This window comes from Methylocystis sp. (genome assembly GCF_050251305.1).
Lineage (GTDB): Bacteria > Pseudomonadota > Alphaproteobacteria > Rhizobiales > Beijerinckiaceae > Methylocystis.
Genome location: NZ_JBFWNB010000047.1, coordinates 1 through 25,523, shown reverse-complemented (window position 1 = coordinate 25,523; position 25,523 = coordinate 1). Strand labels below are relative to the sequence as shown.

Genomic DNA, 25,523 nt, shown 5'->3' with positions numbered 1-25,523 from the left:
GCTGCATCCCGAGGGCGGCGCGCTCGACGAGGCGGCGCTGGAATTGCTCTTCGCGCGCGCCGGCGCCCGTCCCAAGGCTTTGGCTCGCGAGCTTTTCTGGTAAAAGGGGCTGCAAAGCCTTTTCTCCTGCGGTCCCGATCCGCGACGCAACTCACCGGTGCCCCGATGTCGACGCCGTTCAAAATCTACTATTTCGAAGATCTGAGCGTCGGCATGCGCGAGACGCTGATGAAGGCGGTGATGGACGACGACGTGATCGCCTTCGCGGATCTTTCCGGCGATCGCAATCCGATTCATCTCTCCGATCACTTCGCCTCGAAAACGCGCTTTGGCGAACGCATCGTGCATGGCCTCTATACGGCCTCTCTCATCTCGACCGTCATCGGCATGTATCTGCCGGGTCCGGGCGCCGTCTATCTGTCGCAGACGCTGAATTTCCGCGCCCCGGTGAAGATCGGCGACGTCATCACCGTCATCGTCGAAGTGGTGGAGCTGATCGAAAAAGGCCGGCGCGCCAAGCTCAAATGCGAATGTCTCGTCGACGGCAAGGTGGTGCTCGACGGCGAGGCCTTCGTCATGGTGCCGAGCCGCGAGCAGGCGATGCGCGCCGCAGCGCCGGCCGCGCCGGCGGAGGAAAAGCCGGCTACGGCGTGAATTCGGCGCGCGCCTTGTCCAATTCCTTCATCGTCGCGCGCGACCCTCTCGCGCCGCCGCCGGGTCTGGACGGCGCGGTTGCGGCAATCGGCAATTTCGACGGGCTGCACCGGGGACACCGCGGCGTGATTGCTCGCGCGCAGACGCTTGCGAACAAGCTTTCGCGGCCCTGCATTCTGCTGACCTTCGAGCCGCATCCGGCGGATTTTTTCGCCGGACAGACAGTGATCTTCCGCCTCACGCCGCCGGACGCCAAAGCCGCGCAGGCGGCGCGGCTCGGGCTCGACGGCGTCATCGTGCTCACCTTCGACAAGGATTTCGCGCAAAGTCCGGCGCGCGTCTTCACCGAAGACATCCTGCATAAGCGCCTGCGGCTGTCGGCCGTCGTCGCCGGCTATGATTTTCGTTTCGGGGCCGGCCGCGAAGGCGGAGCGGAGTTTCTGCGCGCCGAAGGCGATCGCCTCGGGATGATCGTCGAGATCGTCGACCGCATCACGCAGGACGAAGACGGCAGCCTCGACGCCGTCTCCTCGACGGCGACCCGCGAAGCGCTCGAGCGCGGCGATGCGGCGCTGGCGCGGCGGCTGCTCGGCCATCCCTACTTCGTCCGCGGCGTCGTGCTCCATGGCGACAAGCGCGGGCGGACGCTCGGCTTTCCGACCGCCAATATCGCGCTCGATCCCGCCAACCGGCTGAAGCACGGCATCTACGCCGTGACGTTGGAAGTCGACGGAACGCGCCATCAGGGCGTCGCCAGCTTCGGACGCCGGCCGACCTTTGACAATGGCGCGCCGCTCCTCGAAGTTTTCGTCTTCGACTTCGAGGGCGATCTCTATGGCAAGGAGGTCGAAGTCGCCTTCTACGGCTTCATCCGCGGCGAAGCGAAATTCGACAGCGTCGAGACGCTCGTCGCACGAATGCGCCTCGACGTCGAAGCGGCGCGCAGAATATTGGCCGAAAGCGCCGCGGCCGCGTCGAGCCCATGATCTGTTGCCATAATCGGCAGGCGATCTAGCTTGGAGACATCGCATCGACAGGAAGGAAAGCGTCATGGATGAAGAGCCCAAGGGACGGGTCGAAATCATCTTGCCGGGCGAAGAGACGGACGCGTCGTCCCGCATCTGGATCGCGACCGGGCGCTCCGGCCGGGTCAAGATCGTCAAGCTTTCGCCCTGGCAAAGCCTCATCGTCACCGCGGCGCTGCTGCTGCTGCTGTTCGTAGGCTTCACGCTGCTGTCCGGCGCGTTTCTGGTGTTGCTGGTCATCGCCGTCGTGGCCGGCGGCTTCGCCTATGTCGCTGGACTCCTGGGACTGAGGCGGCGCTAACTGTTTGCGTGGCGGTTCAGGACCGGATGCGTTTGCTTGCCGCCCGTCGAATTGCCAATCCTGGCTACGACCGCCGGAGCAACCTTTTATCCATGGGGAAGCGTATCGTTCTTGCAATGCTTGTCGTTGCGACGTCTTCGTGACGCGGATTGAATAGCCAGTTCGACGTTAATGGCGCGAGCGCGGAAGGGACGCGTATCAACAGCGATCGGCCGGATGCGAGCCATTCGTCGCCGATCTTGCGGGTCGTCGCAGGGTCGTCGCGCCAATTGTCCGGCAATGACGCTTCTTCGACCGTTCCGATTGACGCCTTCTCAGCGCCGACGATCTCGATAAGCCGACAATCATCCGGCAAATCTTCAAGATCGAGATGAGCAATGATTTCGAGCAGGGCGCCGGCCGGCGTTTCGGCGGCGTAAAGGATCGGTCTGCCGGCGTTGTGCCACCGGCCGGGGGCCAGCAAGCCTCCGACGCCGTCAAGGCTCGCGAAGTTCGAGATGCGCCATAAGCTCTTCGGCGCGTCAGGCATGCCCGCCTCTTTGTTTCTTTCCCGTCAATAGCTGTATCGGGGCGCCGTTCGAGGTTTACGCGCATGTGGAGATTGAAGCGAGGTCAGCCGCGAGAGTCTCTGACGGAGACGCGCTTTCGAAAATCGGGCTCAGATGAAAATGCCGTGCGCGATCTGGACCAGAAGCTCCTGGACCTGCTGCGCGCCGGTCTCCGTTTGCAGGAGCTTCATCGGCGCCTGATCCGAAAACGCCGCTGTGGGTTTGCGCAGCCAGCGGTCGGCCTTTTCGGGCGAGCCGAAGGTGCGCAGCGCCTGCAGGCGTATGCGCGCAAGGCGCAGCGCCCGGTCGATTTCCCCGGCCGTCAGGGCCTGATTTCGTGATGCGCGCCGGGCCAGCGTGCGTTTGGGAGCGACGATCCCTTCGATTTCCTCGCGCGTGAAATCCTTGAGCAGTTCGGGTAGTTCGTCCGCCATGATCCGCGGGGCGGCGCGCTCGGCGCGAGGGTCGATTCCGAGCGCCGCGGTCAGATCGTCGATCGCCGCTCGAATCTCTACGTCGGAGGTTTTTGGCGCCCGCTTGGCGCTGTTTGCGGGACTATGAGAAACGGTCATCGTCGGACTTTTTGCTCGAATTTTTGACAATATGGCACAAACAACGGAACTTCGCCACTTTTTCAGCTTTGCCACCCCGCCGCCGCTTGTTAGAGAGGGCAATGGCCTTGCTTCGCCGCATTCGAATTACCGGCCCGGCCGGCGGAAGATCACGCTGCATTTGGGCGGTCGCCAAATGCAGATAACGTGATCGATCCCAGTAGTCGGCGCGGGCCCTGCGCGAAAAACCGGGGTCCACTTTTTCGGCGCGCGCTCCTTGAGCTGAAGGCTCGCGCAGGTCCGGGTTCGGCGCGATTGGCGCTCTTCCTATAAATCCTCTAATCAGCGGCGACAGCGGCGCTTACGGCGCCTGCGCCGCCCGAGCCGGTTTTCACGACAATGAACGACGATCGCCCCAAGGGGCCGGACTATTCGAAAAGCCTGTATCTGCCGGTCACGGATTTTCCGATGCGCGCCGGCCTGCCGCAGCGCGAGCCGGAACTCCTCAAGCGCTGGGAGGCGATCGGCTTAGAGCAGAAGATGCGCGAAGCGGGCGCGGGCCGGCCGAAATTCACGCTGCATGACGGGCCGCCCTACGCCAACGGCAATATTCATATCGGCCATGCGCTCAATAAGATCCTCAAGGATCTGGTGACGCGCAGCCAGCGCATGATGGGCCGGGACTGCGTCTATGTGCCGGGCTGGGACTGCCACGGCCTGCCGATCGAATGGAAGATCGAGGAAGAGAATTATCGGGCCAAGGGCAAGCAGAAGCCGGATTTTGCGCATCCCGAGGCGATGATCGCCTTCCGTCGCGAATGCCGCGCCTACGCCGAACATTGGCTCGGCGTTCAGCGCGAGGAATTCAAGCGGTTGGGCGTCGCCGGCGAATGGGCCCGTCCCTATTCGACGATGGCCTATCCGGCGGAAGCGACGATCGCGCGCGAGATCATGAAATTCGCCGCCAACGGCCTGCTCTATCGCGGCTCGAAGCCGGTGATGTGGAGCGTCGTCGAAAAGACCGCGCTCGCCGAAGCCGAAGTCGAATATGAGGATTATACGAGCGACCAGGTCTGGGTGGCGTTTCCGATTCCGCGCGGCGCAGAGGGCGAACTGAGCGACGCGCGCGTCATCATCTGGACGACGACGCCCTGGACGCTTCCCGGCAATCGCGCGATCTCCTTCTCGTCGAAGATCGATTACGGCCTCTACCGCGTCACGCATGCGCCCGAAGGCAATTGGGCGCTGCCCGGCGCGACCTTCGTCATCGCCGACAAGCTGGCGAGCGACGCCTTCAAGGCGGCGAAAGTCGAGGGCTACGAGCGTCTTCACGACGTTCCTGCCGCAACGCTCGCCGAACTGATCTGCGCCCATCCGCTTGCGCATCTCGGCTATGATTTCGACGTGCCGCTGTTTGACGGCGAGCATGTCACCGACGATACGGGCACCGGCTTCGTGCACACGGCGCCGGGACACGGCCGCGAAGACTTCGACATCTGGATGGCGCATGGGCGCGCGCTGCAGTCGCGCGGCATCGATGCGCGCATTCCCTATACGGTGGACGAGGACGGCTTCTACACGAAGGACGCGCCGGGCTTTGCCGGCAGGCGCGTCATCACCGACAAGGGCGACAAGGGCGACGCCAATGAAGCGGTGATCGCCGCGCTCGTTCAGGCGGGCAATCTCGTCGCGCGCGGAAAGCTCAAGCACCAATATCCGCATTCGTGGCGCTCGAAGAAGCCGGTGATCTTCCGCAACACGCCGCAATGGTTCATCGCGATGGATTCGCCGTTCTCTCAGTCGAACGCCGATCCCGAAGAGGCGCGCGCGTCCCAGGATGAGGTTCGCGGGAATCGGCCGACTCTCCGCGAGATCGCGCTTGAAGAAATCTCGCGCACGGCGTGGACACCGGCGGCGGGAGAAAACCGCATCCGCGGCATGATTCAGAATCGTCCCGACTGGGTGGTGTCGCGGCAGCGCGCCTGGGGCGTGCCGATCGCCGTCTTCGTCAAGAAAGGAACGCACGAGCCGCTCGTCGATGCGCGCGTCAACGCCCGCATCATCGAGGCGTTCGAAAATGAAGGCGCCGACGCGTGGTACGAAGCCAACGCCGCTGAGCGTTTTCTTTCGCCCGAGTACAGTCCCGAGGACTACGACAAAATCTCCGACGTTCTCGACGTCTGGTTCGACTCTGGCTCGACTCACGCCTTCACGCTCGAAGATCCGCAACATTTCCCGATGCTCGCCGGCATCCGGCGCCGCCGAGACGGCGGCGCGGACGAGATCATGTATCTCGAAGGCTCCGATCAGCATCGCGGCTGGTTCCATTCCTCTCTTCTCGAAAGCTGCGGCACGCGCGGACGCGCGCCGTACGACTCCGTGCTGACGCATGGCTTCGTGCTCGACGAGCGCGGACGCAAAATGTCGAAGTCGCTCGGCAATGTCGTGGCGCCGCAAAAGGTCATCGCCGATTCCGGCGCGGACATCCTGCGGCTCTGGGTCGCCGCCTCCGACTATGCCGACGATCTGCGCGTCGGTCCCGAAATCCTCAAGACCTTCGTCGAGCTGTATCGCAAGCTGCGGAACACGATGCGCTGGATGATCGGCGCGCTGGCGCATTATGAGCCAAGCGACGACGCGGCCCTGAGCGAGGCCGGAGAGCTGGAGCGACTGATGCTGCATCGTCTGCATCAGCTCGACGGTTCGATCCGCGCCGCCTACGCCGCCTACGACTACAAGCGCGTCGTCGCTCTGCTGGCCCAATTCATGACGAGCGAGCTTTCCGCCTTCTATTTCGACGTGCGCAAGGATGCGCTCTATTGCGATCCGCCGTCGAGCGTTAAACGCAAGGCGGCGCTCGCCACGATCGACCGCATCTTCAGCTGCGTCGCCAACTGGCTCGCGCCAATCCTCGTGTTCACCGCCGAAGAAGCGTGGCTCTCGCGCCATCCGAACGCGCAGTCGGTGCATCTCGAGCAGTTCCCGGCCGTTCCCGACGCATGGCGCGACGACGCGCTCGCGGCGAAATGGGAGAAGATCCGCAAGGTCCGCGCGGCGGTGACGGGGGCCCTCGAAATCGAGCGCGCGCAAAAGCGCATCGGCTCTTCGCTGGAAGCCGCGCCGATCGTTTACGTGCAGGATGACTCCTTGCGCGCTGCGCTGGACGGCGTCGATTTCGCCGAGATCTGCATCGCCTCGGACGTTCATGTCCTGCCGGGAGAAGCGCCGATGGAGGCGTTCCGACTGCCGGAAGCGCCAGGCGTCGGCGTCGTTCCGCAACGCGCCGCCGGCGTCAAATGTGCGCGTTCGTGGAAATATTTTGATCCCGGAACGGCGGACGCCGATTATCCCGACGTCACGCCGCGCGACGCTTTGGCGTTGCGCGAGCTTGTCGCGCTCGGCCGCTGGAGCGGCCGGTGATAGGCATGCATTCCGGTCGATGATTGCGCCGACCAGCAGCCTGGTCGCTGATTGAAGTTGGGGTTGCGCGTCGGTGAACGTTCTTCTTGCTTTATTCGTTAATACGATCGTCAATTTCGTCATCGGCCTGACGGTGGCGAAATTTCTCGGTCCAGAGGAATACGGCCGTTTCGCGCTCGCGTTCTCCATTGCGGTCGTCGTGCAGACGGCGCTCTATGATTGGCTGCGTCTTTCGGCGACGCGCTTCTATTCGAAGCGCACGCGCGACAAGGAGCCCGTCGTGCGCTCGACGCTCGACGCCGCCTTTATCGGCGTCACGCTCTTCCTTGCTGGCGCGACGGGAATTTACGCGCTCGTCGGCCCGCCGCTCGAGTTTGAATCGAGTCTCATTCTGCTTGCGCTGCTGACGGCGGTCGCCAACGGACTTTTCGACTATTGCACGGCGTTGGTGCGCGCGCGCTTTCACGACCGCGCCTATGTGCGGCTGATGCTCGCCAAGAATGCGCTGGCGCTTGTCCTGATCGGGGGCGGCGCCTTCATCTTCCAGTCAGCTGCGGTGGCGCTCGCCGGCGGCGTCGCGAGCCTGTTCGGCACGGTCGTTCTGGGACGTCGCGCGCTGCTTGATCCCGGCGCCGACATTCGCGCCGCTTCGAGTCAGAACGCGCGCGCGCTGGCCGCCTACAGCGCGCCGATCGTGACGGCGCATCTTCTCTATCAGGCGATGCCGCTCGCCGCGCGCTCGATCGTTGCGAGCGTGTTCGGCTTCGCCGAGACCGGTCAGTTCGCGCTGGCTTACGATCTCGGCATGCGCGCGGTGCAGGCGCTCGGCTCGGCGCTCGACGTGCTGCTGTTTCAGATCGCCGTCGCCGCGCATGAGATTCATGGCGCCGATCGCGGCAAAGAGCAGATCGCGCGCAACATGGGCGTCGTCGTCGCCTTTTTGCTGCCGGCGTGCGCCGGACTCTGGTTCATCATGCCGTCGATCGAAGCCCTGATCGTCCCGGCGCAATTTCGGGGTCCTTTCGGCCATTACCTCGGCCTGCTGCTTCCGGGGCTGTTCGCGATGGGCGTCATTCTCTTCGGCGTCAATCCGGTGTTTCAGATCGAAAAGAAGACGACTCCGCTCATTGTCGCGGCGCTTGCCGCCGTCGCCTTCGGCCTCGTGCTGCTCTTTGCCCTACCGTGGGGCGAGGACGCCTCCAATCTCGCGATTGCGCAGGGCGGCGCCTATGTCGCGGCGCTCGCCGCGACGGTCTATTTCGCGCTGCGCACGCAGCCGGTCTGGCCGTCCTTCTGGGACATGATCGCCGCGCTGGTGGCGACCGGCGCGATGTCGCTCGCGGTCACCCCTTTGCGCGAAATGACCCCGGGGGTCCTCACGCTGATCGAGCAGATCCTCGCGGGCGCCGTGGTCTACGGGCTGCTGACGGTCGCCTTCAACATCGCCGGGCTAGGCGATCTCGCGGCGGCGTGGTTCGGTCGGCGTCTCGCCCGCCCCTGACGCGGCCGCCCGGCGTCGCCATATGTTAGGCTTGCGGTCGAAAGGAGCGCGCCGATGGTGATGCCGATCTATGACGACGCGCCGCTGCGCTATCTGCGGCGGCCAATCGTGACCTGGACGCTGATCGCCATCAACGTCTTGGTCTTTCTCGTCGTGCAGAGCGAGCTGTTCGGCGATCCGCTGACCATCATTCGTGGCTTCGCCATCATTCCGCGGGTGCTGTTCGGCGAAGCCCAGCTCGCCGACTGGATCGTCGGGCCGCCCGCGGCGCTGACGCTCGTCACCGCGCTGTTCTTTCACTCGTCGCTGGTGCACCTCGGCTCGAACATGCTGTTTCTTTACGTCTTCGGCGACAATGTCGAAGACGCGATGGGGTCGCTCCACTTTCTGCTGTTCTATCTGTCCTGCGGCGTCGCCTCGGGTGTGTTCTACATCTACGCCACGCCGCATTCGATCACGCCGCTGATCGGCGCGTCCGGCGCCATTTCCGGCGTCTGCGCCGCCTTTCTGCTGCTTCATCCGCGCGCGACGGTCGCCGGCATTTTTCCGCCGTTGTCCCTGGCGCTCGCGCCGATCTGGCTTGGCGCCTGGCTGTCGGGGACGCATCTGAAGTCGTTCCTCGGGCTGCGCGCGCCGCTGTTTTCTTTCGTCGCCTCCGGTTGGATTTTCGTCGGCGCGTGGATTTTGATGCAGCTCATCAACGCGTTCATGGGAGAGGGCGGCGCCATCGCCTGGATGGCGCATGTCGGCGGCATCGCCGCGGGACTCGTGCTGACGCCGATCTTCAAACGGCGCAAACACAGGCTCTTCGACCGCGGCGGTCCGCTCGCCTCGGCGCCGCAGGGCCAGGACGCGGGCGAGGACGCGCCCTGATCCCCGCTCGGCCGGATGCGCGGCGGAATGCTTGGCAGGATGCTTGGCCAGATGCTTGGCCGGATACTTGGTTTGACTTGCGCGCGCGCCCCCGCTACCAGACCGCGCAACGGCTTTAGCCAGAGTGGAGCGCCCATAGCCGGCGTTCCCGCACCGTTTCGCCAAAGGGTCTCGGAAGACCAAGGGGTCGCGCGATGAAGATTCTCGTGCCCGTCAAACGGGTCGTCGATTACAACGTCAAGATCAGGGTCAAGGCGGACGGTTCGGGCGTCGATCTCGCCAATGTGAAAATGTCGATGAATCCTTTCGACGAGATCGCCGTCGAAGAGGCGCTGCGGCTCAGGGAAGCCGGCAAGGCGACGGAAGTCGTGGTGGTCACGATCGGTCCGGCCAAGGGCGACGAGACCTTGCGCACCGGCCTCGCCATGGGCGCGGACCGCGGCATTCTGGTCAAGACCGACGAGACGGTGGAGCCGCTCGCCGTGGCCAAAATTCTCGCCAAGATCGTCGCCGAGGAACAGCCGCAGCTCGTCATCATGGGCAAGCAGGCGATCGACGACGACTGCAATCAGACTGGTCAGATGCTCGCGGCGTTGCTGGGCTGTGGCCAGGGCGCCTTCGCCTCCAAGGTCGCGATGGCCGACGGCTCCGTCGACGTGACGCGCGAGATCGACGGCGGGCTGCAGACCGTCAGCCTGAAGCTGCCGGCCGTCGTCACCACCGATTTGCGCCTCAATGAGCCGCGCTACGCCTCGCTGCCCAACATCATCAAGGCGAAGAAGAAGGAAGTGGCCGTCAAGTCGCCCGCCGACTACGGCGTCGACATTGCGCCGCGCCTCGAAGTGCTGAAGACCGCCGAACCTGCGAAGCGCAAGGCAGGCGTCAAGGTCGGCTCGGTCGTCGAACTCGTTGGCAAGCTCAAGGAAGCGGGAGTGATTTGAGATGACGATTCTGCTGCTTGCCGAAACCGCCGGCGAGGCGCTCGCGCCCGCGACCGCCAAGGCGCTCACCGCCGCCACGGAGATCGGCGGCCCCGTTCACATTCTTGTCGTCGGCCCGGGCCTGAAGGGCGCCGCCGAGCAGGCGGCGAAGCTCGCCGGCGTCGAGAAGGTCCTCTACGCCGAAGATTCGTCGCTCGATCATGTTCTGGCCGAGACCGTCGCCGCGCTGATCGTCTCGCTCGCCGGCGCCTATGACGTCATCATCGCGCCGTCGACGTCGGCGACGAAGAATGTCCTGCCGCGGGTCGCGGCGCTGCTCGACGTCATGCAGGTCTCGGACATCATCAAGGTCGTGTCCGCCGACACCTTCGAGCGGCCGATCTACGCCGGCAACGCCATTCAGACGGTCCGGGTGAAGGACGCCAAGAAGGTGATCACCGTGCGCACCACCGCTTTCGCAGCGGCGCCGGAGGGCGGCTCGGCCCCGGTCGAGGCGATCGCCGCGCCGGCCGACCCCGGCGTGTCCGCCTTCAAGAGCGAAGAGCTGGCGAAGTCCGAGCGTCCCGAGCTCACCTCGGCGCGCGTCATCCTTTCCGGCGGGCGCGCGCTCGGCTCGGCGGAGAATTTCCAGAAGGTGCTGGATCCCGTCGCGACGCGGCTTAACGCCGCAATCGGCGCGTCCCGCGCCGCCGTCGACGCCGGCTATGCGCCCAATGACCTGCAGGTCGGCCAGACCGGAAAGGCGGTCGCGCCCGATCTCTATATCGCCGCCGGCATTTCGGGCGCGATCCAGCATCTCGCGGGCATGAAGGATTCGAAGGTGATCGTCGCGATCAACAAGGACGAGGAGGCGCCGATTTTCCAGGTCGCCGACTACGGTCTGGTCGCCGACCTGTTTACGGCGCTGCCTGAGCTTGACGCCGAACTGGCGAAGCTCGGCCGCTGACCTGCCGCGGCCGGCGCCTCGGTCCGGAAGGACCGGGGAGGCGGCTGTGGGACGGCGGAGCTTGGCCTTTGCGCTCCGCAGTAGACTTTTCTTTGTTTTCTTTGGGAAGGAACGCAAGTTATATTGCACTGCGGCACGCATGCAGCGCGGCGCGCCGCTTAAATCATCAGCGCTGGCTTGGCTGACGGTGGTCACAAAATGGGCTTTGAGATTCGCAAGATCGGCGTCATTGGCGCGGGCCAGATGGGCAAGGGGATCGCGCATGTGTGCGCGCTGGCCGGCTATGACGTCGCCCTGAACGACATTTCGCAGGACCGCATCGACGCCGGCATGGCCGACGTCGCTGCGCAGATGCGCCGCGCCGTCGAGCGCGGCCAACTCGAAGCCGCCGCGATCGAACCGGCGCTCGCGCGCATATCCGGCGCGCCGAAAATCTCCGACTTCGCCGATTCCGACATCGTCATCGAGGCGGCGACCGAGGTTGAGGACGTCAAGCGCAAGATTCTGATTGAGCTCGCGCTGGTCGCCAAGCCGGACGCGATCATCAGCTCCAACACCTCGTCCATTTCGATCACGCGCCTTGCCTCCGTCACCGGCCGGCCCGAGCGGTTCATCGGGATTCATTTCATGAATCCGGTGCCGCGCATGCAGCTTGTGGAGCTCATCCGCGGCATCGCCACGGACGACGTCACATTCGAGGAGGCGAAGGCCTTCATCATCAAGCTCGGCAAGACGGTCACTGTTTCCGAGGACTTCCCCGCCTTCATCGTCAACCGCATTCTGCTGCCGATGATCAATGAGGCGATCTACACGCTGTACGAAGGCGTGGGCTCGGTCGAGGCGATCGACACGGCGATGAAGCTCGGCGCCAACCATCCGATGGGGCCGCTGCAGCTTGCCGATTTCATCGGCCTCGACACGTGTCTTTCTGTGATGCAGGTGCTGCATGAGGGCCTGGCGGATTCGAAATACCGTCCATGCCCGCTGCTCGTGAAATATGTCGAAGCCGGCTGGCTCGGCAAAAAGACCCAGCGCGGCTTCTACGACTATCGCAGCGGCACGCCCATTCCGACGCGTTAGCGCCCCGCGAGGGGGCGCCGTCGTCAGTGGCCGCCGGGACCGGCGCCGCGCGCCGCCTCGAACAGGAACCAGGTCCGCTTCTCGGTCTCGTCGAGGAATGTTTCGAGCAGGCTTGCGGTCGCAATGTCTTCATTGTCGTCGCAGACCTTATGCGCGCTGCGCATGGACTCGGCCATCGCCTTGTTGTCTTCCAGCAATTCCGAAAGCATGTCGTAAGGCGAAACGAATTCCTCGTTATTGTCTTTGACGCGCGACAGTTTCGCGATGTGGCTGATCGAGCGCAATGTCGGTTGACCGAGTTTGCGCACCCGTTCCGCAAGCGGATCGACTGTGGCGTAGATCTGCGTCGCCTGCTCGTCGAGCAGCAGATGATAGTCGCGGAAATGCGGGCCGCTCATGTGCCAATGAAAATTCTTCGTCTTGAGGTAAAGCGCCAAAGCGTCGGCGACGAGCTTGTTGACTTCGGCGGCGACTTTCATCGTCGACTGCTTTTCGAGATCGGTCGGCGTTTCCAGCGCCGAACGTTCGGTGTCGGGCTTCATCTGCGTCTTTGCTTTTTGCATGTTGTGCGGGCCTCCTTGCGCCCTGCTCGAGGCTCAAGCTCGGGATGATCTGCTCAATAGCTAGATCGGGCGCTTGGACGGTCCAGGCGAAAAATAGAGCAGGGCGGAGAGAGGGTGAGATTCAGCGTCCGTTTGATCTGCCGCGCGGCTGCGGCGTCAGAAGGTCAGGCCGCCGCGCGCGGGTGAGCGCGAGCGCCTGATCGTGGCGCCATTTGGCGATCCTGGCGTGATCGCCGGACAGCAGCGCTTCCGGAATGTCGCGTCCTTCGAATTCGCGCGGCCGCGTGTAGTGCGGATATTCCAGGAGGCCCGCTTCGAAGCTTTCCTCGACGCCGGACGCTTCTTCGCCCATGACGCCGGGGATGAGCCGCACGCAAGCGTCGATGAGCGCGAGCGCGGCGATTTCGCCGCCCGAAAGCACAAAATCGCCGATCGAAATTTCTTCCAGCGCGCGGGCGTCGACGATGCGTTCGTCGACCCCTTCGAAACGCGCGCAAAGAATGATCGCGCCGGGACCCTGCGCCAGTTCGCGCGCGCGCGGCTGCGTCAGCGGCCTGCCGCGCGGCGACATCAGCAGGCGCGGGCGCGGATCGTCGGCGGGCGCAGCGGCGTCGATCGCCGCCGCCAGCACGTCGGCCCGCATCACCATGCCGGGCCCGCCGCCGGCGGGCGTGTCGTCGACGGCCCGATGGCGCCCGACGCCGTGCTCGCGAATCTGTTTCGTCTCCAGCGCCCAGACGCCGCGCGAAAGCGCGTCGCCGGCGAGCGAGAGGCCGAGCGGACCCGGAAACATTTCGGGAAAAAGAGTCAGAACCGTCGCGCGAAACATGAGGCGGTTATGGCATGGCCTCCGCAAAGGCGCGAAGCAGTTTCGTTCTTGCTGAGATCAAGCCTCGACCCTAGCATCGCAGACATTGCGACATTGGGAGCGGATAATGAAATTCTTTCTTCGATTCTGTTTTCTATTATGGGCTCTTGGCGGCTTTTGCGCCCTGCGCGCCGCGCCCAGCGACTCGCCGCCGCCATCGACTGTCGAGCAGGCCCATGGCGCATGTCAGCAAGCCTGCTGGGCCGTGCGCGGTTTGATGTCCGCCAGCCGGAACGGTTCAGAGTCGATGAGCGATTCCGTCGCTTTGACCTGTCTGAACGCATGCTTCAAGTGCTTCCTGCAATATAGGAGCTGTGGGCAATCCGGCGCCGGTTCGGCGCAGTCGGAATGCGTCGACGGCTTTCATCGGTGTCATAAGCAGGCGCTGGTCGAAAGGCTGAAAGCCAAGCCGCTCGTGTCGTTCGCCGGCGGCGACGGCCAGAGCCGCGAAACGGCTGTCAAGATTGTGGGCGCCGCCAATTCTCTTGAGGGCGTTCCGGCGGAGGACTTCTGGATCCGGCGCAAACATCCCGGCTGGCGGAAAAGGAATCGGCGCCTCGTCAATGACGGCGGCGTCTACGACGTCATTGTTTACGACACGCCGAACGGGCCGCAGACGCTGTGGTTCGATATCAGGGAGTTTTACGTGAAGAACGGCGATGCGGAATATCGCCTGCTCGCGCCGAAATAGAAGGCGCGCAACGCGCGACGAATTCAGTCCGCATCCGACTCGGTCGAGACCTCCGCCGGCGGCGCGATCACCACGCGGCCTTCAGCGATGTTGACGATGGGCACGACGGCGCGCGTGAACGGGTAGAGCGCGGTCTCGCCGCCGCGGTTGCTTCGCATGGCGTCCTGCGAAAACGCCGGCGCGTTTTTGGAACCACGCGCCGGCGCAATCTCGAGCGCAATCTCGAGAATGTCGCCAGCGCCGAAATTGCGCACCGCGACGATCGTTCCGAGCGTCGCGCCGTCCGGCGTTTCGGCGCGAAGGCCGATGAGATCGGCGATGTAGAATTCTTCCTCTTCCGGCGCCGGCAGCTTGTCGCGCGGCAGGTAGAGTTCGACGCCGTTCAGGGCCACGGCGCCGGCGCGGTCGTCGATCCCCTCCACCTGCGCGACGAGCATGTCCTTGCCCTGCGGGCGCACGGCGCGCAGCCGGAACTTGCGCGCGCCGCTTCTGTCGGCGAGGCCGTCATAGGCCGCGATCGCCAGCGGATCGCTGGTGAAGCTCTGCAGCCGGATTTCGCCGCGCACGCCATGCGGCGCGCCGAAGCGGCCAAGCAGGACGAGATCTTCTCGGGTTTTCTGCATGTGCGGCTTGCGCGTCATGCCGACACAGCGCGGCCCTCCCTCCCCTCGATGGGGAGGGTCGCATTGCGCAGCAATGCGGGGTGGGGTGACTTGCTGCTCTCTATCCCGCATCCGGCAGGCGTGCAGCCAAGTTTACGCAACCCGCGTAAACTTGGCCGTAACCGCCGACCTCCCCGCAAGGGGGAGGCATAGGCCCGCCGCATTACGCGGCCGGCGCTTCCGCAGCCGCGCCGGCGGCTTCCGCGGCGGCGGCGGCGCGCTCCTGCGCCTTCTTCTTCGGCTGCGCCTTTTGCGGATTGTTGCGCGCCTCGCGCTTCAACAGGCCGAGGCCGTCAAGCAGGCGGGCGACGCGATCGGTCGGCTGCGCGCCCTTCGTCAGCCAGGCTTTCGCCTTTTCCGTGTCGAGCACCAGGCGGTCGGCGGCGTCCTTCTCCTTCAAGGGATCGAAATAACCGATCTTCTCGATGTAGCGGCCGTCGCGCGGCGAGCGGGAGTCGGCGACGACGACGCGATAGAAGGGGCGCTTCTTGGCGCCGCCGCGGGCGAGACGAATTTTCAGCGACATGTTCTCTTTCCTGTTCCGTTGAGATGAGTGAGAGCGCCGGGGACCAATCCCGGCGGGCTATTTTTTCTTTCCGAACGGGTTGAGCCCGCTCAGCAATCCGCCGCCGAGCCCGGGCAGGTTCGGCTTGCTTGAGAGATCGGGCGGCGGCCCGGCCGGAATGCCGCCGGGCGCATTCTTCGGCTGCTGGACGCCAAGCTTCTCCTGCAGCTTCTGCAGCTCTTCCTGCGACGGCATCTGCATGCCGGGGCCAAGCCCCATCATCTGCGCCGCCTTGCCCATCATCCCGCCGCGCTTGCCGGAGCCGAAGGACTTCATCAGATCGGCCATCTGCCGATGCTGCTTCAGCAGCTTGTTGACCTCCTCGACCTTGACGCCGGAGCCGGCGGCGATCCGCTTCTTGCGGGAGGCTTTCAGCAGGTCGGGATTGCGCCGCTCCCGCGGCGTCATCGAGAGAATGATGCCGCGCTGGCGCTTCACCATCCTGTCGTCGAAGCCGGATGCGGCGATCTGATCCTTCATCTTGGCGACGCCCGGCAGCAGGCCCATGATGCCGCCGAGCCCGCCGATCTTCTCCACCTGAGCCAGCTGATCGCAGAGGTCCTGCAGATCGAACTTGCCCTTGGCCATCCGTTCGGCGGCCTTGCGGGCCTGTTCGGCGTCGATCGCGGCGGCCGCTTTTTCGACCAGCGCGACGATGTCGCCCATGCCGAGAATGCGGTTGGCGATGCGCGTCGGCGAAAATTCGTCGAGCGCGTCCATCTTCTCGCCGACGCCGATAAGCTTGATCGGCTTGCCGGTGACATAGCGCATGGACAGCGCCGCGCCGCCGCGGCCGTCGCCGTCCATACGCGTCAATACAATGCCGGAGAGTCCGACCCGTTCGTCAAAACTCCTGGCGAGATTGACGGCGTCCTGGCCGGTCAGGGCGTCGGCGACGAGCAGGATCTCATGCGGCTTGGCGGAGGTCTTGATCTCCGCCATCTCCTCCATCAGCGGCTCGTCGATATGCGTGCGTCCGGCGGTGTCGAGCAGCACCACGTCGAAGCCCTGCAGCCGGGCGGCGTCCATCGCACGTTTGCTGATCTGCACCGGCGTCTGGCCCGCGATGATCGGCAGCGTGTCGACTTCGACCTGCCGGCCGAGCACCGCGAGCTGCTCCTGCGCGGCCGGGCGCTTGACGTCGAGCGAGGCCATCAGCACGCGCTTGCCGTGGCGCTCCTTCATGCGCTTGGCGATCTTGGCGGCGGTCGTCGTCTTGCCGGCGCCCTGTAGGCCGACCATCATGATGGCGACCGGCGGCGCGGCGGCGAGATCGATCGGCTGCGCCTCCTCGCCGAGCGTCTCGATCAGCACGTCATTGACGATCTTGACGACCATCTGGCCGGGCGTCACCGATTTGACGACGCCGGCGCCGACCGCCCGGTCGCGCACCTTGTCGGTGAAGGAGCGCACGACATCGAGCGCGACGTCGGCCTCGAGCAGCGCGCGGCGGATTTCGCGCAGCGCCTCGTTGACGTCGGCCTCGGAGAGCGCGCCGCGCCGCGTCAGCTTGTCGAAAATGCCGGAGAGCTTGTCGGAAAGGCTCTCGAACATGGTGTTCTCCCAGCGAGCGCGAAGGCTCCAAAGCAAAACGCGCCCGGGGGCGCATCGCGCTGCCGGGCGTTGGCCTGCCGCCTCTCGGGCGGCGCGGCGGATCTAGGTTTCTCTTTCGAGATTTGCGGAATGTTTAGGCCCGACGGGGGCGGGAGTCAACGTCGCGCCGATTTGCGGCTAACATGACGCTCTTTAGCAATTTTGGCTGAAGACCATGACCCTCGACGCTTTTCTCGAATCGCTTTCCGTATCCGACTGTCCGGCGCTCCCGCCGCCGCTGCGGGCGCTGTGGTTCGACGCGAAGGGCGACTGGAACGCGGCGCATAAATGCGTCGACGACAAATCCGATCCCGACAGCATGTGGGTCCACGCCTACCTCCATCGCAGGGAGGGCGATCTCTCCAACGCCGGCTATTGGTACGCCCGTGCGCAGCGCGAACCGCATCGGGGCGCGCTCGAAGACGAATGGCGCGAGATCGCCGCCGCGCTGCTTGGATCGCCGGAAGGGCGCGCCCCATGACCCGCGCCGCGCTTCTCGCTCTCGCCTGTATCGCCGTTCTGCCCGCGCAGGCGGCCGCGCCCTCCCGGGAAGACCGCGCCGAGATCGAGGCCTGTCTCGCCCGCGCGGCCGACAACGCCAAAAAGGCGGCGCCGCGCAAAGATGAGCTCGACGAAGCGCCGGGCGCGGAAGGCCGTCTCGCCGCCGCAGCCGGGAACGCGGCGCAGGAGCCTTCGAGCTGCGTCGGCGTTCTGGCCAAGACCTGCATCAAGAAGGCGGGCAATACATCCAACGCCGTTCTGAACGAATGCTATGAGCGCGAGGCGGCGGTCTGGGATTCTCGGCTCAACGCCTCCTATCGCGCTGCGCTCGCAAGAATCGACAAACCCGCCGCCGACAATCTGCGTAAGACCCAGCGCGCCTGGACCGCATGGCGCGACGCCGCCTGCCGGCAGCCGGACGTCACCTTCAAAGGCACGATGGCCGGCCCGATGGCGGCTTGGTGCGCCATGGACCTCACGGCGCGTCAGGCGCTGTGGATGGCGGGCTGGGCCGAGTGACGCCGCTGGCCGACGCGCGGGAATTGCTGCGCAGCAATTTCGGTTTTTCCGACTTTCTGCCAGGGCAGGCGGAGGTGATGGAGGCGATCCTCGCCGGCCGCGACGTCATCGCCATCATGCCGACGGGCTCCGGCAAATCGCTGCTCTACCAGCTGCCGGCGGCCGCCGCCGAGGGCGGACTCGTCCTGGTCTGCTCGCCGCTGATCGCGCTGATGCGCGACCAGCTTCGAACGCTCTCGGACTCGGGCGTCGGCGCCGTCGCCCTGCATTCGATGCAGGCGGACGAGGAGGCCGCGGCGTCGATCGACGCCGTCGTCTCAGGGCGCGCGCGTCTTCTCTACGCCGCTCCGGAGCGTCTCGCCCAGGAGGGAACGCAGAATTTATTGCGCAGCATTCGCATCCGGCTGTTTGCCATCGACGAGGCTCATTGCGTCTCGCATTGGGGACATGAATTCCGCCCCGACTATCGCGCGCTCGGCGAGATCGCGTGGAAATTCGGCGCGCCGCCGATGCTCGCCGTCACCGCGACGGCCGGTCCGCGCACCCGCGACGACATCGCCCGCACGCTGTTTTCGCGGCCGCCGCAGATCTTCCAGCACTCCTTCGCGCGGCCCAATCTTGCTCTCGATTTTGCGCAGAAGCGCGCCGGCCTGCGGCAGATCGTCGATTTCGCGCGCAAAGGGCTTGGGAAGGGTCGCGGCAAGGAAAGCGGGATCATCTATTGCAACTCGCGCAACAAGACCGACGCCCTCGCGCGCGAACTCTCGCGGCTCGGCTTCGATGCGCCGACCTATCACGCGGGGCTCGACGCCCATACGCGCGCGGCGAGCCAGGACGCCTTCTTCATGCGCGAGGGCGCGGTGATGGTCGCGACCATCGCCTTCGGCATGGGCGTCGACAAGCCGGACGTGCGTTTTATCGTTCACGCCGATCTGCCGACTTCGGTCGAGGGCTATTATCAGGAGATCGGCCGGGCGGGGCGCGACGGCGCGCCGGCGCGCGCGCTGACCCTGTTCTCGCCTGCGGAACTGGCGCTGCGCTGGCGCGTCCCGGAAGCGGCCGACGACAGCCAGGCGGCCGCCGGCGATTACGCCCGACGTCAGGCGATGGCCCGGCTCGCGGCGGCGCCGGGCTGCCGCTTTCAGCGGCTCCTCCGCGAGTTCGGCGAGGAGAGCGCGCCCTGCGGCCGATGCGACCATTGTCGCGGCGGACCGCTCGCCTGGCCGCGCCGCCTGTCGTCGCTTGCGCTGGGCTGGCGCGCCGCGCTCGCAAGCGGCTTCGCTGCGGGCGGCGTCGTTGTCGAGGAGGGCGAGGCGGAAATCTCCGCCGCCGCGCCGGCGCCGCTTGCCGAACCGACGCTGAACGATCAGGAATCGCCTCTCACGGTGGCAGAGGCGCGCTTGCTGCGCGCGCTGGAGGCCGAGCGCCTCGTCATCGCCAGGCGGCGCGGGATCGCGCCGCGCGCCGTCGCTTCGGAACAGACGCTGCGCGCCCTGGCGCTCGAGAAGCCTGGAAGCGCCGACGATCCGCGGCTGCGCGAGATCGCCGATGCGGCGGCGCTGTTGCGGGTGATCGGCGACTCCGACTGAGCGGCGTCGAGGTTTCGTTTTGCGCCGCAACATTGTATAGGCGTGGGGTCCTGTCGCCGCCCGAGGTCATGTCCGCCAATCCGCCGCCAAACGCCGCCGAACTCCGACAAGTCATGTTCGGACTCGGCCTCGCGATGCTGCTCTCGGCGCTCGACCAGACGATTGTGGTCACGGCCATGCCGACGATCGCCTCGGACCTCGGCGACGCCCAGGACCTCCCCTGGATCGTCACCGCCTATCTCATCGCCGCGACCGTGGTGACGCCGCTCTATGGCAAATTCGCAGACGTCTACGGCCGGCGGCGCGTCATTCTCATCGGCGTGTTCACCTTCGTGATCGGCTCGGTCGCCTGCGCTTTGGCGCCGAGCATGGCGACGCTCGCCGGCGCGAGAGTGGTGCAGGGTCTTGGCGGCGGCGGTCTGATTTCGCTGGCCCAGACGATCGTCGCCGATCTCGTCTCGCCGCGCGAGCGCGGCCGATACCAGACCTATTTCGCCGCGGTGTTCATCACATCGAGCATCGCCGGCCCGGCGCTCGGCGGCGTTTTTGCGCAATATTGGCATTGGTCGCTGATCTTCTGGATCAATCTGCCGCTCGGCGTCGCGGCGCTCCTGATCGTCAATGCGCGGCTGAAACGTCTGCCGGAACGGAGCCACCCGCATCGCGTCGACTATCTCGGCGCGCTCCTGCTGATCGCCGGCTCCGGCCTTCTCGTGCTGGCGCTCGGTTGGGGCGGGGTGCGCTATCCGTGGCGTTCGGCGCCGATTCTTGGCCTCCTCGCGGCTTCGGCGCTCGCCTGGGCGCTGTTCGCCTGGCGCACCGCGCGCGCCGAGGAGCCGCTGATTCCGCTGCGCATCCTGAGGCTGAGAATTGTGCGCGACGCGATCCTGTCGAGCTCTTTCGGGCTCGGCGGCTTCGTCGGACTCTCGGTCGTGATGCCGATCTTCTACGAAGTCTGCGGCGGGATGAACGCCAGCGACTCGGGGCTGACGCTGATCCCGCTGATGGTTGGAACAGTCGCCGGCGCGACGGCGGCCGGGCGATTGATGGCGCATCTGACGCATTATAAGGCGGTCCCGCTCCTCGGCCTTGGCGCGGGCGTTCTCACGGCGCTCGGCGCGGCTGCGATGATGCGGGCGGGCGCGGGCGGTTCGCTGTTGTCGCTCAACGCCTTGCTCACCGTCACGACCTTCGGGATCGGCGCGATGCTGCCGGTGGCGACCGTTTCGGTGCAGAACGCCGTCGATGCGCGCGATCTCGGCACGGCGACGGCGTCGATGCAATTCTTTCGGCAGCTCGCGGCGAGCGCAATCGTCGCGCTTTTCGCCGCGCTGGCGATCGGCGGCGGCCGCGCGCAATTGCTCGAGGCGTTGAAGGCGGACGCCGACGGCGCCGCCTTGTTTTCGAGTTTCCGACTTGTTTTTCTGGCGCTTGCCGTCTGCGTCGGCCTGTCCTTCATCTTCCTGGCGCGCATGGAGGAACGGCCGCTGCGCGGCGAAAGACGCAATTGACGGTCGAATGCGCGCACGTCTTTTCCATTTGCCCCCATGGCATGGAATTTTCTAGAAAGGACGCGCTTTTCCGCGCCGCAAGGACCCTTCCATGGCTTCTCTCAATAGTTTCAACGCCTGCCAGACCCTTGTCGTCGGAGATCGGTCCTATCAATATTTCTCGCTGAAAGCGGCTGAGGAAAACGGGCTGAGAGACGTGTCTCGCCTGCCGTTCTCGCTGAAGGTCGTTCTCGAAAATTTGCTGCGCAATGAGGACGGCCGCTCCGTCACCAGGGAGTCGATCGAAACCTTCGCCAAATGGCTCAGCGAAAAGGGCAAGACCGAGCGCGAAATCGCCTTCCGGCCGGCGCGCGTGCTGATGCAGGATTTCACCGGCGTGCCGGCGGTCGTCGATCTTGCGGCGATGCGCGACGCCGTCCTCGCGCTCGGCGGGACGGCGCAAAAGATCAATCCTCTGGTGCCCGTCGATTTGGTCATCGATCATTCGGTGATCGTCGACAGTTTCGGCACGCCGCAGGCGTTCTCCCGGAATGTCGAGCTCGAATATGCGCGCAATGGCGAGCGCTATCGCTTCCTGAAATGGGGCCAGTCGGCGTTCGACAATTTCCGCGTCGTGCCGCCCGGCACCGGCATCTGCCACCAGGTCAATCTCGAATATCTCGGGCAGACCGTCTGGACGCGCACGGAGCGCATCGACGGCAAGACGGTCGAAGTCGCGTATCCGGACACGCTGGTCGGCACCGATTCGCACACGACGATGATCAACGGCCTTGCCGTTCTCGGCTGGGGCGTCGGCGGCATCGAGGCCGAGGCCGCCATGCTCGGCCAGCCGCTGTCGATGCTCGCCCCGGAAGTGATCGGCTTCAAGCTCATCGGCGCGCCGAAAGAGGGCGTGACCGCGACGGACGTCGTTCTGACCGTCACCCAGATGCTGCGCAAAAAAGGCGTCGTTGGAAAATTCGTCGAGTTCTTCGGCGAAGGCCTCGACCATCTGAGCCTCGCCGACCGGGCGACGATCGCCAACATGGCGCCGGAATATGGCGCCACATGCGGCTTCTTCCCGATCGATCAGGAGACGCTCGCCTATCTCAGCATGTCGGGGCGCGCCGACGATCGCATCGCGCTGATTGAAGCCTATGCCCGCGCGCAAGGCATGATCCGGGAGCCCGGCGCGCCGGATCCGGAATTCACCGACACGCTGACCCTCGACCTAGCCGACGTGACGCCGTCGCTCGCCGGACCGAAACGTCCCGAGAGCCGCGCGTCGCTCTCGGACGTCGGCTCGGCGTTTCTGGGCGCGCTGGCGACCGAATATAAAAAGGAAGACGGGCTCGGACAGCGTCATGGCGTCGAAGGCGAGAACTTCGATCTCGGCCATGGCGACGTCGTCATCGCCGCCATCACCTCCTGCACCAACACGTCCAACCCGAGCGTACTGATCGGCGCGGGATTGCTCGCGCGCAACGCCGCGGCGCGCGGATTGAAGACCAAGCCCTGGGTCAAGACGTCGCTCGCTCCCGGCAGCCAGGTCGTCGCGCAATATCTCGCGAAATCGGGACTGCAGACATATCTCGACGATCTCGGCTTCAATCTCGTCGGCTTCGGCTGCACGACCTGTATCGGCAATTCGGGGCCGCTGCCGCCGGCCATCTCGCAAACCATCAACGCGCACGACCTCGTCGCCGCGTCGGTGCTGTCGGGCAATCGCAATTTCGAAGGGCGGGTCAATCCCGACGTGCAGGCAAACTACCTTGCCTCGCCGCCGCTCGTCGTCGCCTATGCGCTCGCCGGCAACATGGCCATCGACCTGACGAAGGAGCCGCTCGGACATGACGGCGCCGGCGCGCCGGTCTATCTGCGCGACATCTGGCCGACCAATGCGGAAATCGCGACCTTTGTCCGCGATCAGGTGACGCGCAACCTGTTTCGCGAGACCTACGCCAATGTCTTTGCCGGCGACGAGCATTGGCGCGCGGTCGAGGCGCCAAGCGGCGAGACCTACGGGTGGGACGATCAGTCCACCTATGTGCGCAACCCGCCCTATTTCGTCGGCCTCGAGCCCAGGCCCCGCCCTGTCGAGGACATCGTCGGCGCGCGCATCCTTGCGCTCTTCGGCGACAAGATCACCACCGACCACATCTCGCCGGCCGGCTCGATCAAGGCGGCGTCGCCCGCCGGCAAATGGCTGATCGATCATGGCGTGGCGCCCGCCGACTTCAATCAATACGGCACGCGGCGCGGCAATCACGAAGTGATGATGCGCGGCACTTTCGCCAACATCCGCATCAAGAACCACATGATGCGGGACGCGAAAGGCATGACGCCGGAAGGCGGGCTGACCAAACATTATCCCGGCGGGGAAATCATGTCGATCTATGACGCCGCAATGCGCTACCGGGAAGAAGGCGCGCCGCTCGTCGTCATGGCCGGCGCCGAATATGGCAACGGCTCGTCGCGCGACTGGGCGGCGAAGGGCGCCATGCTGCTCGGCGTTCGCGCGGTCATCGCCAAAAGCTTCGAACGCATCCACCGCTCCAATCTCGTCGGGATGGGCGTGCTGCCGCTGACCTTTGCGGAAGGAACCGGCTGGGACACGCTCGAACTCAAGGGCGATGAGATCGTGACCATTCACGGTTTGCGCGACGGACTCGCGCCGCGAAAGACTCTGGCCGCTTCGATCACATTTCCGGATGGGTCCACGAAAACGGCGCAGCTGCTTGCGCGCATCGATACGCTGGACGAGTTGGAATACTTCAAAAACGGCGGCATTCTTCCTTACGTCTTGCGACAACTCGCGCCTTAGATCGCGCAAAAAACCATTGACTCAACCAAAGTCCTCCGACAGCGTTGACGGCGCTTTGCGTTGAATTCGAGCTATTGCGGATCTCAACGTCTTCAACGCAGCGCTCTACAAAAAAGAAAAACTCACGACGCGAAGAAGAGGAAATCAGCCTATGAATAAATACGCCCTTACGGCGGTCGCCGCCCTGTTCCTGGCGACGACCACGCCGTCGTTCGCCTTCGACGCCGGCGTCGGTCAACGCGCGCCGAGCCAGGCGACGCGCATCAGCTGCGACACGCATGGCGAGGACGATCAGGCCGTCTGCGCCAGCAAGTGCGAGGACGCCTATCTCAAGGACCAGCAGGGCTGGACGGCCGATATGAGCAAGATCAAGGCCGCCAAGAAAGCCTGCGACGAGAAGTGCGGCTGCCCGCAGAACTCGAAGGATCTCTAAGCGTTCATCGATCTCGCAGAGACATCCGGGCGCGCGAGCGATCGCGCGCCCTCGGCGTTTGCGCCGACGCCCAACGGCCACGCTTTGCAAACTGGTTCAAACTGTCGCGGCGGTGACGCGCAATTGACATGAGCGGCCACTTGCGACATCGTCCGGCGCGCTTATTGCGTGATGTAAGGCCGTTGCTGTTCTATGGCGGGAGGGGTCGAGCGCAAGCGCAGTCTGGACGCCCAGTGGGCAAGTGTAAGGAATCGACTAAATGAAGAAATTCGCCATTATGACGGCGGCTCTCCTCGTCGCCGGCATGATCAGCCCGGCATTCGCGGATTGCGACGTCCGCAAAGCGGATGAAGACAAGCAGGCCAAGTGCGCGGAGAAGTGCGACGACGAGTTCATCTCGCGCAAGATGAACTACGGCGCCAATCAGGCTGAGGTCGCGGCCAACAAGAAGGCGTGCGACGCCGCCTGCGGCTGCCCGCAGAACTCCAAGGATCTCTAAGCCGAAGCGTTCGCATCGGAAGAGCCTGAAATCTCTGGGGCGCGCATTCGTTGCGCGCCCATAATTTTTGGCGCGCCTTACTGGGAATAGACATTCCCGTCCGGGCCCTTCCAGCCCTTGGGGTCTTCGTAGAAGCGATATTCCTCGTCGAATGTCACCGTTGCGCCGGGCGCCACATATTGTTTGCCCTTCGGATCGGAGCTGCGCGGCGCCGTCACATAATGATTGCTTGGCGAGCAGCCTTCTGGAAATTTGCCAGCCTCTTCAGGTTTGCATTCGAGATTGGCGCCGTCCGGAAATTCGACGCGCGCATTGAAGAAAATCTCATAGCCCTTTTCGCCGGTGGCGTGCATCTCGAGACGCTCGGACATCGTCTGCTTGAATTCAACGATCTTGAACGGTTTGTCGAAGCGCTGCTTCAACAGATTCTCGAAAATCTGTTTGGCGTGATCTTCCGTCGGATCGCAGCCGAACATGCAATAGGCGAACGCAGGGCTCGTCGAGAGCGACGCCAGCAGCGCCGCGCCGACGAATGTGATGAAAGCGCCTCGCATAATTTCCTCTCCCTTGGCTTTTTGATTTCCTCGCGCGAGAGCCGCGCGCCTATTCTCAACCTATAGCATTTTGCCGCGCCGCGTTGCGCCTCTTCAGCGCGAGAGCAGGTTCCGAAAAAGTTGACAGACTTTTTCAATGAGAACCTGCTCCAACGTTTTTATTTTGAGCGATTCCTTATCGATCACATGATTCCATGTGACCGATAAGCGCTTGTCTTATGACTTTCCGCGCCGCTTCGGTGAGAAGGAACCGCTGGGAGAGGGTTGCCGCCCTCTCGTCAGCGGCGAGGGACGGATCGGGAAACCGCGGACCGTTTGACGGGTCGAGCTAG

The 25,523-nt window shown here is 64.8% G+C and carries 25 protein-coding genes; 17 read left to right on the top strand and 8 right to left on the bottom strand.

The genetic code is table 11. The features are described from left to right. Positions 1-165 precede the first annotated feature (165 nt). From AB7F41_RS13825 to AB7F41_RS13815, 3 genes are all read left to right on the top strand, one after another. On the top strand, positions 166-654 hold the full coding sequence (locus AB7F41_RS13825) for a MaoC family dehydratase (protein ID WP_428382563.1): 489 nt from the start codon (positions 166-168) through the stop codon (positions 652-654). A 14-nt stretch (positions 655-668) separates the two neighbouring features. Next, the gene (locus tag AB7F41_RS13820) at positions 669-1,640 is read left to right on the top strand and encodes a bifunctional riboflavin kinase/FAD synthetase (protein ID WP_428382565.1); all 972 of its coding nucleotides are present in this window, start codon (positions 669-671) and stop codon (positions 1,638-1,640) included. Between the two features lie 64 nt (positions 1,641-1,704). Beyond that, complete coding sequence (locus AB7F41_RS13815; protein WP_428382567.1) at positions 1,705-1,980, top strand: hypothetical protein; 276 nt, start codon at positions 1,705-1,707, stop codon at positions 1,978-1,980. Between the two features lie 64 nt (positions 1,981-2,044). Here the strand turns inward: AB7F41_RS13815 and AB7F41_RS13810 are convergent, their stop codons facing one another. Together AB7F41_RS13810 and parS are read right to left on the bottom strand one after the other, a co-directional pair. Continuing rightward, the gene (locus AB7F41_RS13810; RefSeq protein ID WP_428382569.1) at positions 2,045-2,509 is read right to left on the bottom strand and encodes an RES family NAD+ phosphorylase; all 465 of its coding nucleotides are present in this window, start codon (positions 2,507-2,509) and stop codon (positions 2,045-2,047) included. A 129-nt stretch (positions 2,510-2,638) separates the two neighbouring features. After that, positions 2,639-3,100, bottom strand: coding sequence for a type II RES/Xre toxin-antitoxin system antitoxin (gene parS / locus AB7F41_RS13805; RefSeq protein WP_428382570.1), 462 nt, complete (start codon positions 3,098-3,100; stop codon positions 2,639-2,641). 378 nt (positions 3,101-3,478) lie between these two features. On the opposite strand from parS, the gene ileS reads away from it, so the two are divergent. The 6 genes from ileS to AB7F41_RS13775 all read left to right on the top strand — a co-directional run bounded on the left by ileS (position 3,479) and on the right by AB7F41_RS13775 (position 11,840). Then, positions 3,479-6,499: an isoleucine--tRNA ligase gene (gene ileS / locus AB7F41_RS13800; RefSeq protein ID WP_428382572.1), complete on the top strand. Its 3,021-nt coding sequence runs from the start codon at positions 3,479-3,481 to the stop codon at positions 6,497-6,499. Between the two features lie 73 nt (positions 6,500-6,572). After that, complete coding sequence (locus AB7F41_RS13795; RefSeq protein WP_428382574.1) at positions 6,573-8,000, top strand: lipopolysaccharide biosynthesis protein; 1,428 nt, start codon at positions 6,573-6,575, stop codon at positions 7,998-8,000. A 54-nt stretch (positions 8,001-8,054) separates the two neighbouring features. Further along, entirely contained in the window at positions 8,055-8,873 is an 819-nt protein-coding gene (locus AB7F41_RS13790) for a rhomboid family intramembrane serine protease (RefSeq protein ID WP_428382576.1), read from the top strand. Between the two features lie 194 nt (positions 8,874-9,067). Next, complete coding sequence (locus tag AB7F41_RS13785) at positions 9,068-9,814, top strand: electron transfer flavoprotein subunit beta/FixA family protein (RefSeq protein WP_428382578.1); 747 nt, start codon at positions 9,068-9,070, stop codon at positions 9,812-9,814. A 1-nt stretch (position 9,815) separates the two neighbouring features. Then, positions 9,816-10,760, top strand: a complete 945-nt coding sequence (locus AB7F41_RS13780) for an electron transfer flavoprotein subunit alpha/FixB family protein (RefSeq protein WP_428382579.1) — start codon at positions 9,816-9,818, stop codon at positions 10,758-10,760. 198 nt (positions 10,761-10,958) lie between these two features. After that, positions 10,959-11,840, top strand: a complete 882-nt coding sequence (locus AB7F41_RS13775; RefSeq protein ID WP_428382581.1) for a 3-hydroxybutyryl-CoA dehydrogenase — start codon at positions 10,959-10,961, stop codon at positions 11,838-11,840. A gap of 23 nt (positions 11,841-11,863) precedes the next feature. Here the strand turns inward: AB7F41_RS13775 and AB7F41_RS13770 are convergent, their stop codons facing one another. Continuing rightward, positions 11,864-12,403 carry a Dps family protein gene (locus tag AB7F41_RS13770; protein WP_428382583.1) on the bottom strand — a complete coding sequence of 180 codons (540 nt, stop codon included), beginning with the start codon at positions 12,401-12,403 and terminating at the stop codon, positions 11,864-11,866. 121 nt (positions 12,404-12,524) lie between these two features. After that, positions 12,525-13,232, bottom strand: coding sequence for a tRNA (guanosine(37)-N1)-methyltransferase TrmD (trmD, locus tag AB7F41_RS13765; RefSeq protein ID WP_428382585.1), 708 nt, complete (start codon positions 13,230-13,232; stop codon positions 12,525-12,527). Positions 13,233-13,518: 286 nt separating this feature from the next. Here trmD and AB7F41_RS13760 point away from each other — a divergent pair, with 286 nt between their 5' ends. After that, a complete protein-coding gene (locus AB7F41_RS13760) occupies positions 13,519-13,962 on the top strand; it encodes a hypothetical protein (protein WP_428382587.1) in 444 nt (147 codons plus the stop codon). Between the two features lie 23 nt (positions 13,963-13,985). Here AB7F41_RS13760 and rimM read toward each other — a convergent pair whose 3' ends face one another. The 3 genes from rimM to ffh all read right to left on the bottom strand — a co-directional run bounded on the left by rimM (position 13,986) and on the right by ffh (position 16,743). Beyond that, positions 13,986-14,585, bottom strand: coding sequence for a ribosome maturation factor RimM (gene rimM, locus AB7F41_RS13755; protein ID WP_428382589.1), 600 nt, complete (start codon positions 14,583-14,585; stop codon positions 13,986-13,988). A gap of 202 nt (positions 14,586-14,787) precedes the next feature. Then, a complete protein-coding gene (gene rpsP, locus AB7F41_RS13750) occupies positions 14,788-15,150 on the bottom strand; it encodes a 30S ribosomal protein S16 (protein ID WP_428382591.1) in 363 nt (120 codons plus the stop codon). A gap of 57 nt (positions 15,151-15,207) precedes the next feature. Beyond that, the gene (gene ffh / locus AB7F41_RS13745) at positions 15,208-16,743 is read right to left on the bottom strand and encodes a signal recognition particle protein (RefSeq protein ID WP_428382593.1); all 1,536 of its coding nucleotides are present in this window, start codon (positions 16,741-16,743) and stop codon (positions 15,208-15,210) included. Between the two features lie 214 nt (positions 16,744-16,957). On the opposite strand from ffh, the gene AB7F41_RS13740 reads away from it, so the two are divergent. The 7 genes from AB7F41_RS13740 to AB7F41_RS13710 all read left to right on the top strand — a co-directional run bounded on the left by AB7F41_RS13740 (position 16,958) and on the right by AB7F41_RS13710 (position 24,637). Then, positions 16,958-17,263, top strand: coding sequence for a hypothetical protein (locus AB7F41_RS13740; protein ID WP_428382595.1), 306 nt, complete (start codon positions 16,958-16,960; stop codon positions 17,261-17,263). Then, positions 17,260-17,802 (top strand): lysozyme inhibitor LprI family protein, encoded by a 543-nt coding sequence (locus AB7F41_RS13735; protein WP_428382597.1) that lies wholly within the window; start codon positions 17,260-17,262, stop codon positions 17,800-17,802. Before AB7F41_RS13740 ends, AB7F41_RS13735 begins: the two co-directional genes overlap by 4 nt. Beyond that, on the top strand, positions 17,799-19,391 hold the full coding sequence (locus AB7F41_RS13730; RefSeq protein ID WP_428382599.1) for a RecQ family ATP-dependent DNA helicase: 1,593 nt from the start codon (positions 17,799-17,801) through the stop codon (positions 19,389-19,391). The genes AB7F41_RS13735 and AB7F41_RS13730 overlap by 4 nt, the downstream gene beginning before the upstream one ends. 68 nt (positions 19,392-19,459) lie before the next feature. After that, a complete protein-coding gene (locus AB7F41_RS13725) occupies positions 19,460-20,902 on the top strand; it encodes an MDR family MFS transporter (protein WP_428382601.1) in 1,443 nt (480 codons plus the stop codon). A 91-nt stretch (positions 20,903-20,993) separates the two neighbouring features. Then, positions 20,994-23,705 carry an aconitate hydratase AcnA gene (gene acnA, locus AB7F41_RS13720; protein ID WP_428382603.1) on the top strand — a complete coding sequence of 904 codons (2,712 nt, stop codon included), beginning with the start codon at positions 20,994-20,996 and terminating at the stop codon, positions 23,703-23,705. A 151-nt stretch (positions 23,706-23,856) separates the two neighbouring features. Continuing rightward, complete coding sequence (locus AB7F41_RS13715; RefSeq protein ID WP_428382605.1) at positions 23,857-24,138, top strand: hypothetical protein; 282 nt, start codon at positions 23,857-23,859, stop codon at positions 24,136-24,138. Between the two features lie 259 nt (positions 24,139-24,397). Then, entirely contained in the window at positions 24,398-24,637 is a 240-nt protein-coding gene (locus AB7F41_RS13710; protein WP_428382607.1) for a hypothetical protein, read from the top strand. A gap of 77 nt (positions 24,638-24,714) precedes the next feature. On the opposite strand, the gene AB7F41_RS13705 is transcribed toward AB7F41_RS13710, so the two are convergent. Further along, positions 24,715-25,191 carry a hypothetical protein gene (locus tag AB7F41_RS13705; protein WP_428382609.1) on the bottom strand — a complete coding sequence of 159 codons (477 nt, stop codon included), beginning with the start codon at positions 25,189-25,191 and terminating at the stop codon, positions 24,715-24,717. Positions 25,192-25,523 lie beyond the last annotated feature (332 nt).

Excerpts from the sequence above, each read along its gene's own strand:
- AB7F41_RS13825 (WP_428382563.1), top strand. The coding sequence starts at position 166 with ATGTCGACGCCGTTCAAAATCTACTATTTCGAAGATCTGAGCGTCGGC.
- AB7F41_RS13815 (WP_428382567.1), top strand. The coding sequence starts at position 1,705 with ATGGATGAAGAGCCCAAGGGACGGGTCGAAATCATCTTGCCGGGCGAA.
- AB7F41_RS13810 (WP_428382569.1), bottom strand. The coding sequence starts at position 2,509 with ATGCCTGACGCGCCGAAGAGCTTATGGCGCATCTCGAACTTCGCGAGC.
- parS (WP_428382570.1), bottom strand. The coding sequence starts at position 3,100 with ATGACCGTTTCTCATAGTCCCGCAAACAGCGCCAAGCGGGCGCCAAAA.
- ileS (WP_428382572.1), top strand. The coding sequence starts at position 3,479 with ATGAACGACGATCGCCCCAAGGGGCCGGACTATTCGAAAAGCCTGTAT.
- AB7F41_RS13790 (WP_428382576.1), top strand. The coding sequence starts at position 8,055 with ATGGTGATGCCGATCTATGACGACGCGCCGCTGCGCTATCTGCGGCGG.
- AB7F41_RS13785 (WP_428382578.1), top strand. The coding sequence starts at position 9,068 with ATGAAGATTCTCGTGCCCGTCAAACGGGTCGTCGATTACAACGTCAAG.
- AB7F41_RS13780 (WP_428382579.1), top strand. The coding sequence starts at position 9,816 with ATGACGATTCTGCTGCTTGCCGAAACCGCCGGCGAGGCGCTCGCGCCC.
- AB7F41_RS13775 (WP_428382581.1), top strand. The coding sequence starts at position 10,959 with ATGGGCTTTGAGATTCGCAAGATCGGCGTCATTGGCGCGGGCCAGATG.
- AB7F41_RS13770 (WP_428382583.1), bottom strand. The coding sequence starts at position 12,403 with ATGCAAAAAGCAAAGACGCAGATGAAGCCCGACACCGAACGTTCGGCG.
- trmD (WP_428382585.1), bottom strand. The coding sequence starts at position 13,232 with ATGTTTCGCGCGACGGTTCTGACTCTTTTTCCCGAAATGTTTCCGGGT.
- AB7F41_RS13760 (WP_428382587.1), top strand. The coding sequence starts at position 13,519 with ATGAGCGATTCCGTCGCTTTGACCTGTCTGAACGCATGCTTCAAGTGC.
- rimM (WP_428382589.1), bottom strand. The coding sequence starts at position 14,585 with ATGCAGAAAACCCGAGAAGATCTCGTCCTGCTTGGCCGCTTCGGCGCG.
- rpsP (WP_428382591.1), bottom strand. The coding sequence starts at position 15,150 with ATGTCGCTGAAAATTCGTCTCGCCCGCGGCGGCGCCAAGAAGCGCCCC.
- ffh (WP_428382593.1), bottom strand. The coding sequence starts at position 16,743 with ATGTTCGAGAGCCTTTCCGACAAGCTCTCCGGCATTTTCGACAAGCTG.
- AB7F41_RS13740 (WP_428382595.1), top strand. The coding sequence starts at position 16,958 with ATGACCCTCGACGCTTTTCTCGAATCGCTTTCCGTATCCGACTGTCCG.
- AB7F41_RS13735 (WP_428382597.1), top strand. The coding sequence starts at position 17,260 with ATGACCCGCGCCGCGCTTCTCGCTCTCGCCTGTATCGCCGTTCTGCCC.
- AB7F41_RS13725 (WP_428382601.1), top strand. The coding sequence starts at position 19,460 with ATGTCCGCCAATCCGCCGCCAAACGCCGCCGAACTCCGACAAGTCATG.
- acnA (WP_428382603.1), top strand. The coding sequence starts at position 20,994 with ATGGCTTCTCTCAATAGTTTCAACGCCTGCCAGACCCTTGTCGTCGGA.
- AB7F41_RS13715 (WP_428382605.1), top strand. The coding sequence starts at position 23,857 with ATGAATAAATACGCCCTTACGGCGGTCGCCGCCCTGTTCCTGGCGACG.
- AB7F41_RS13710 (WP_428382607.1), top strand. The coding sequence starts at position 24,398 with ATGAAGAAATTCGCCATTATGACGGCGGCTCTCCTCGTCGCCGGCATG.
- AB7F41_RS13705 (WP_428382609.1), bottom strand. The coding sequence starts at position 25,191 with ATGCGAGGCGCTTTCATCACATTCGTCGGCGCGGCGCTGCTGGCGTCG.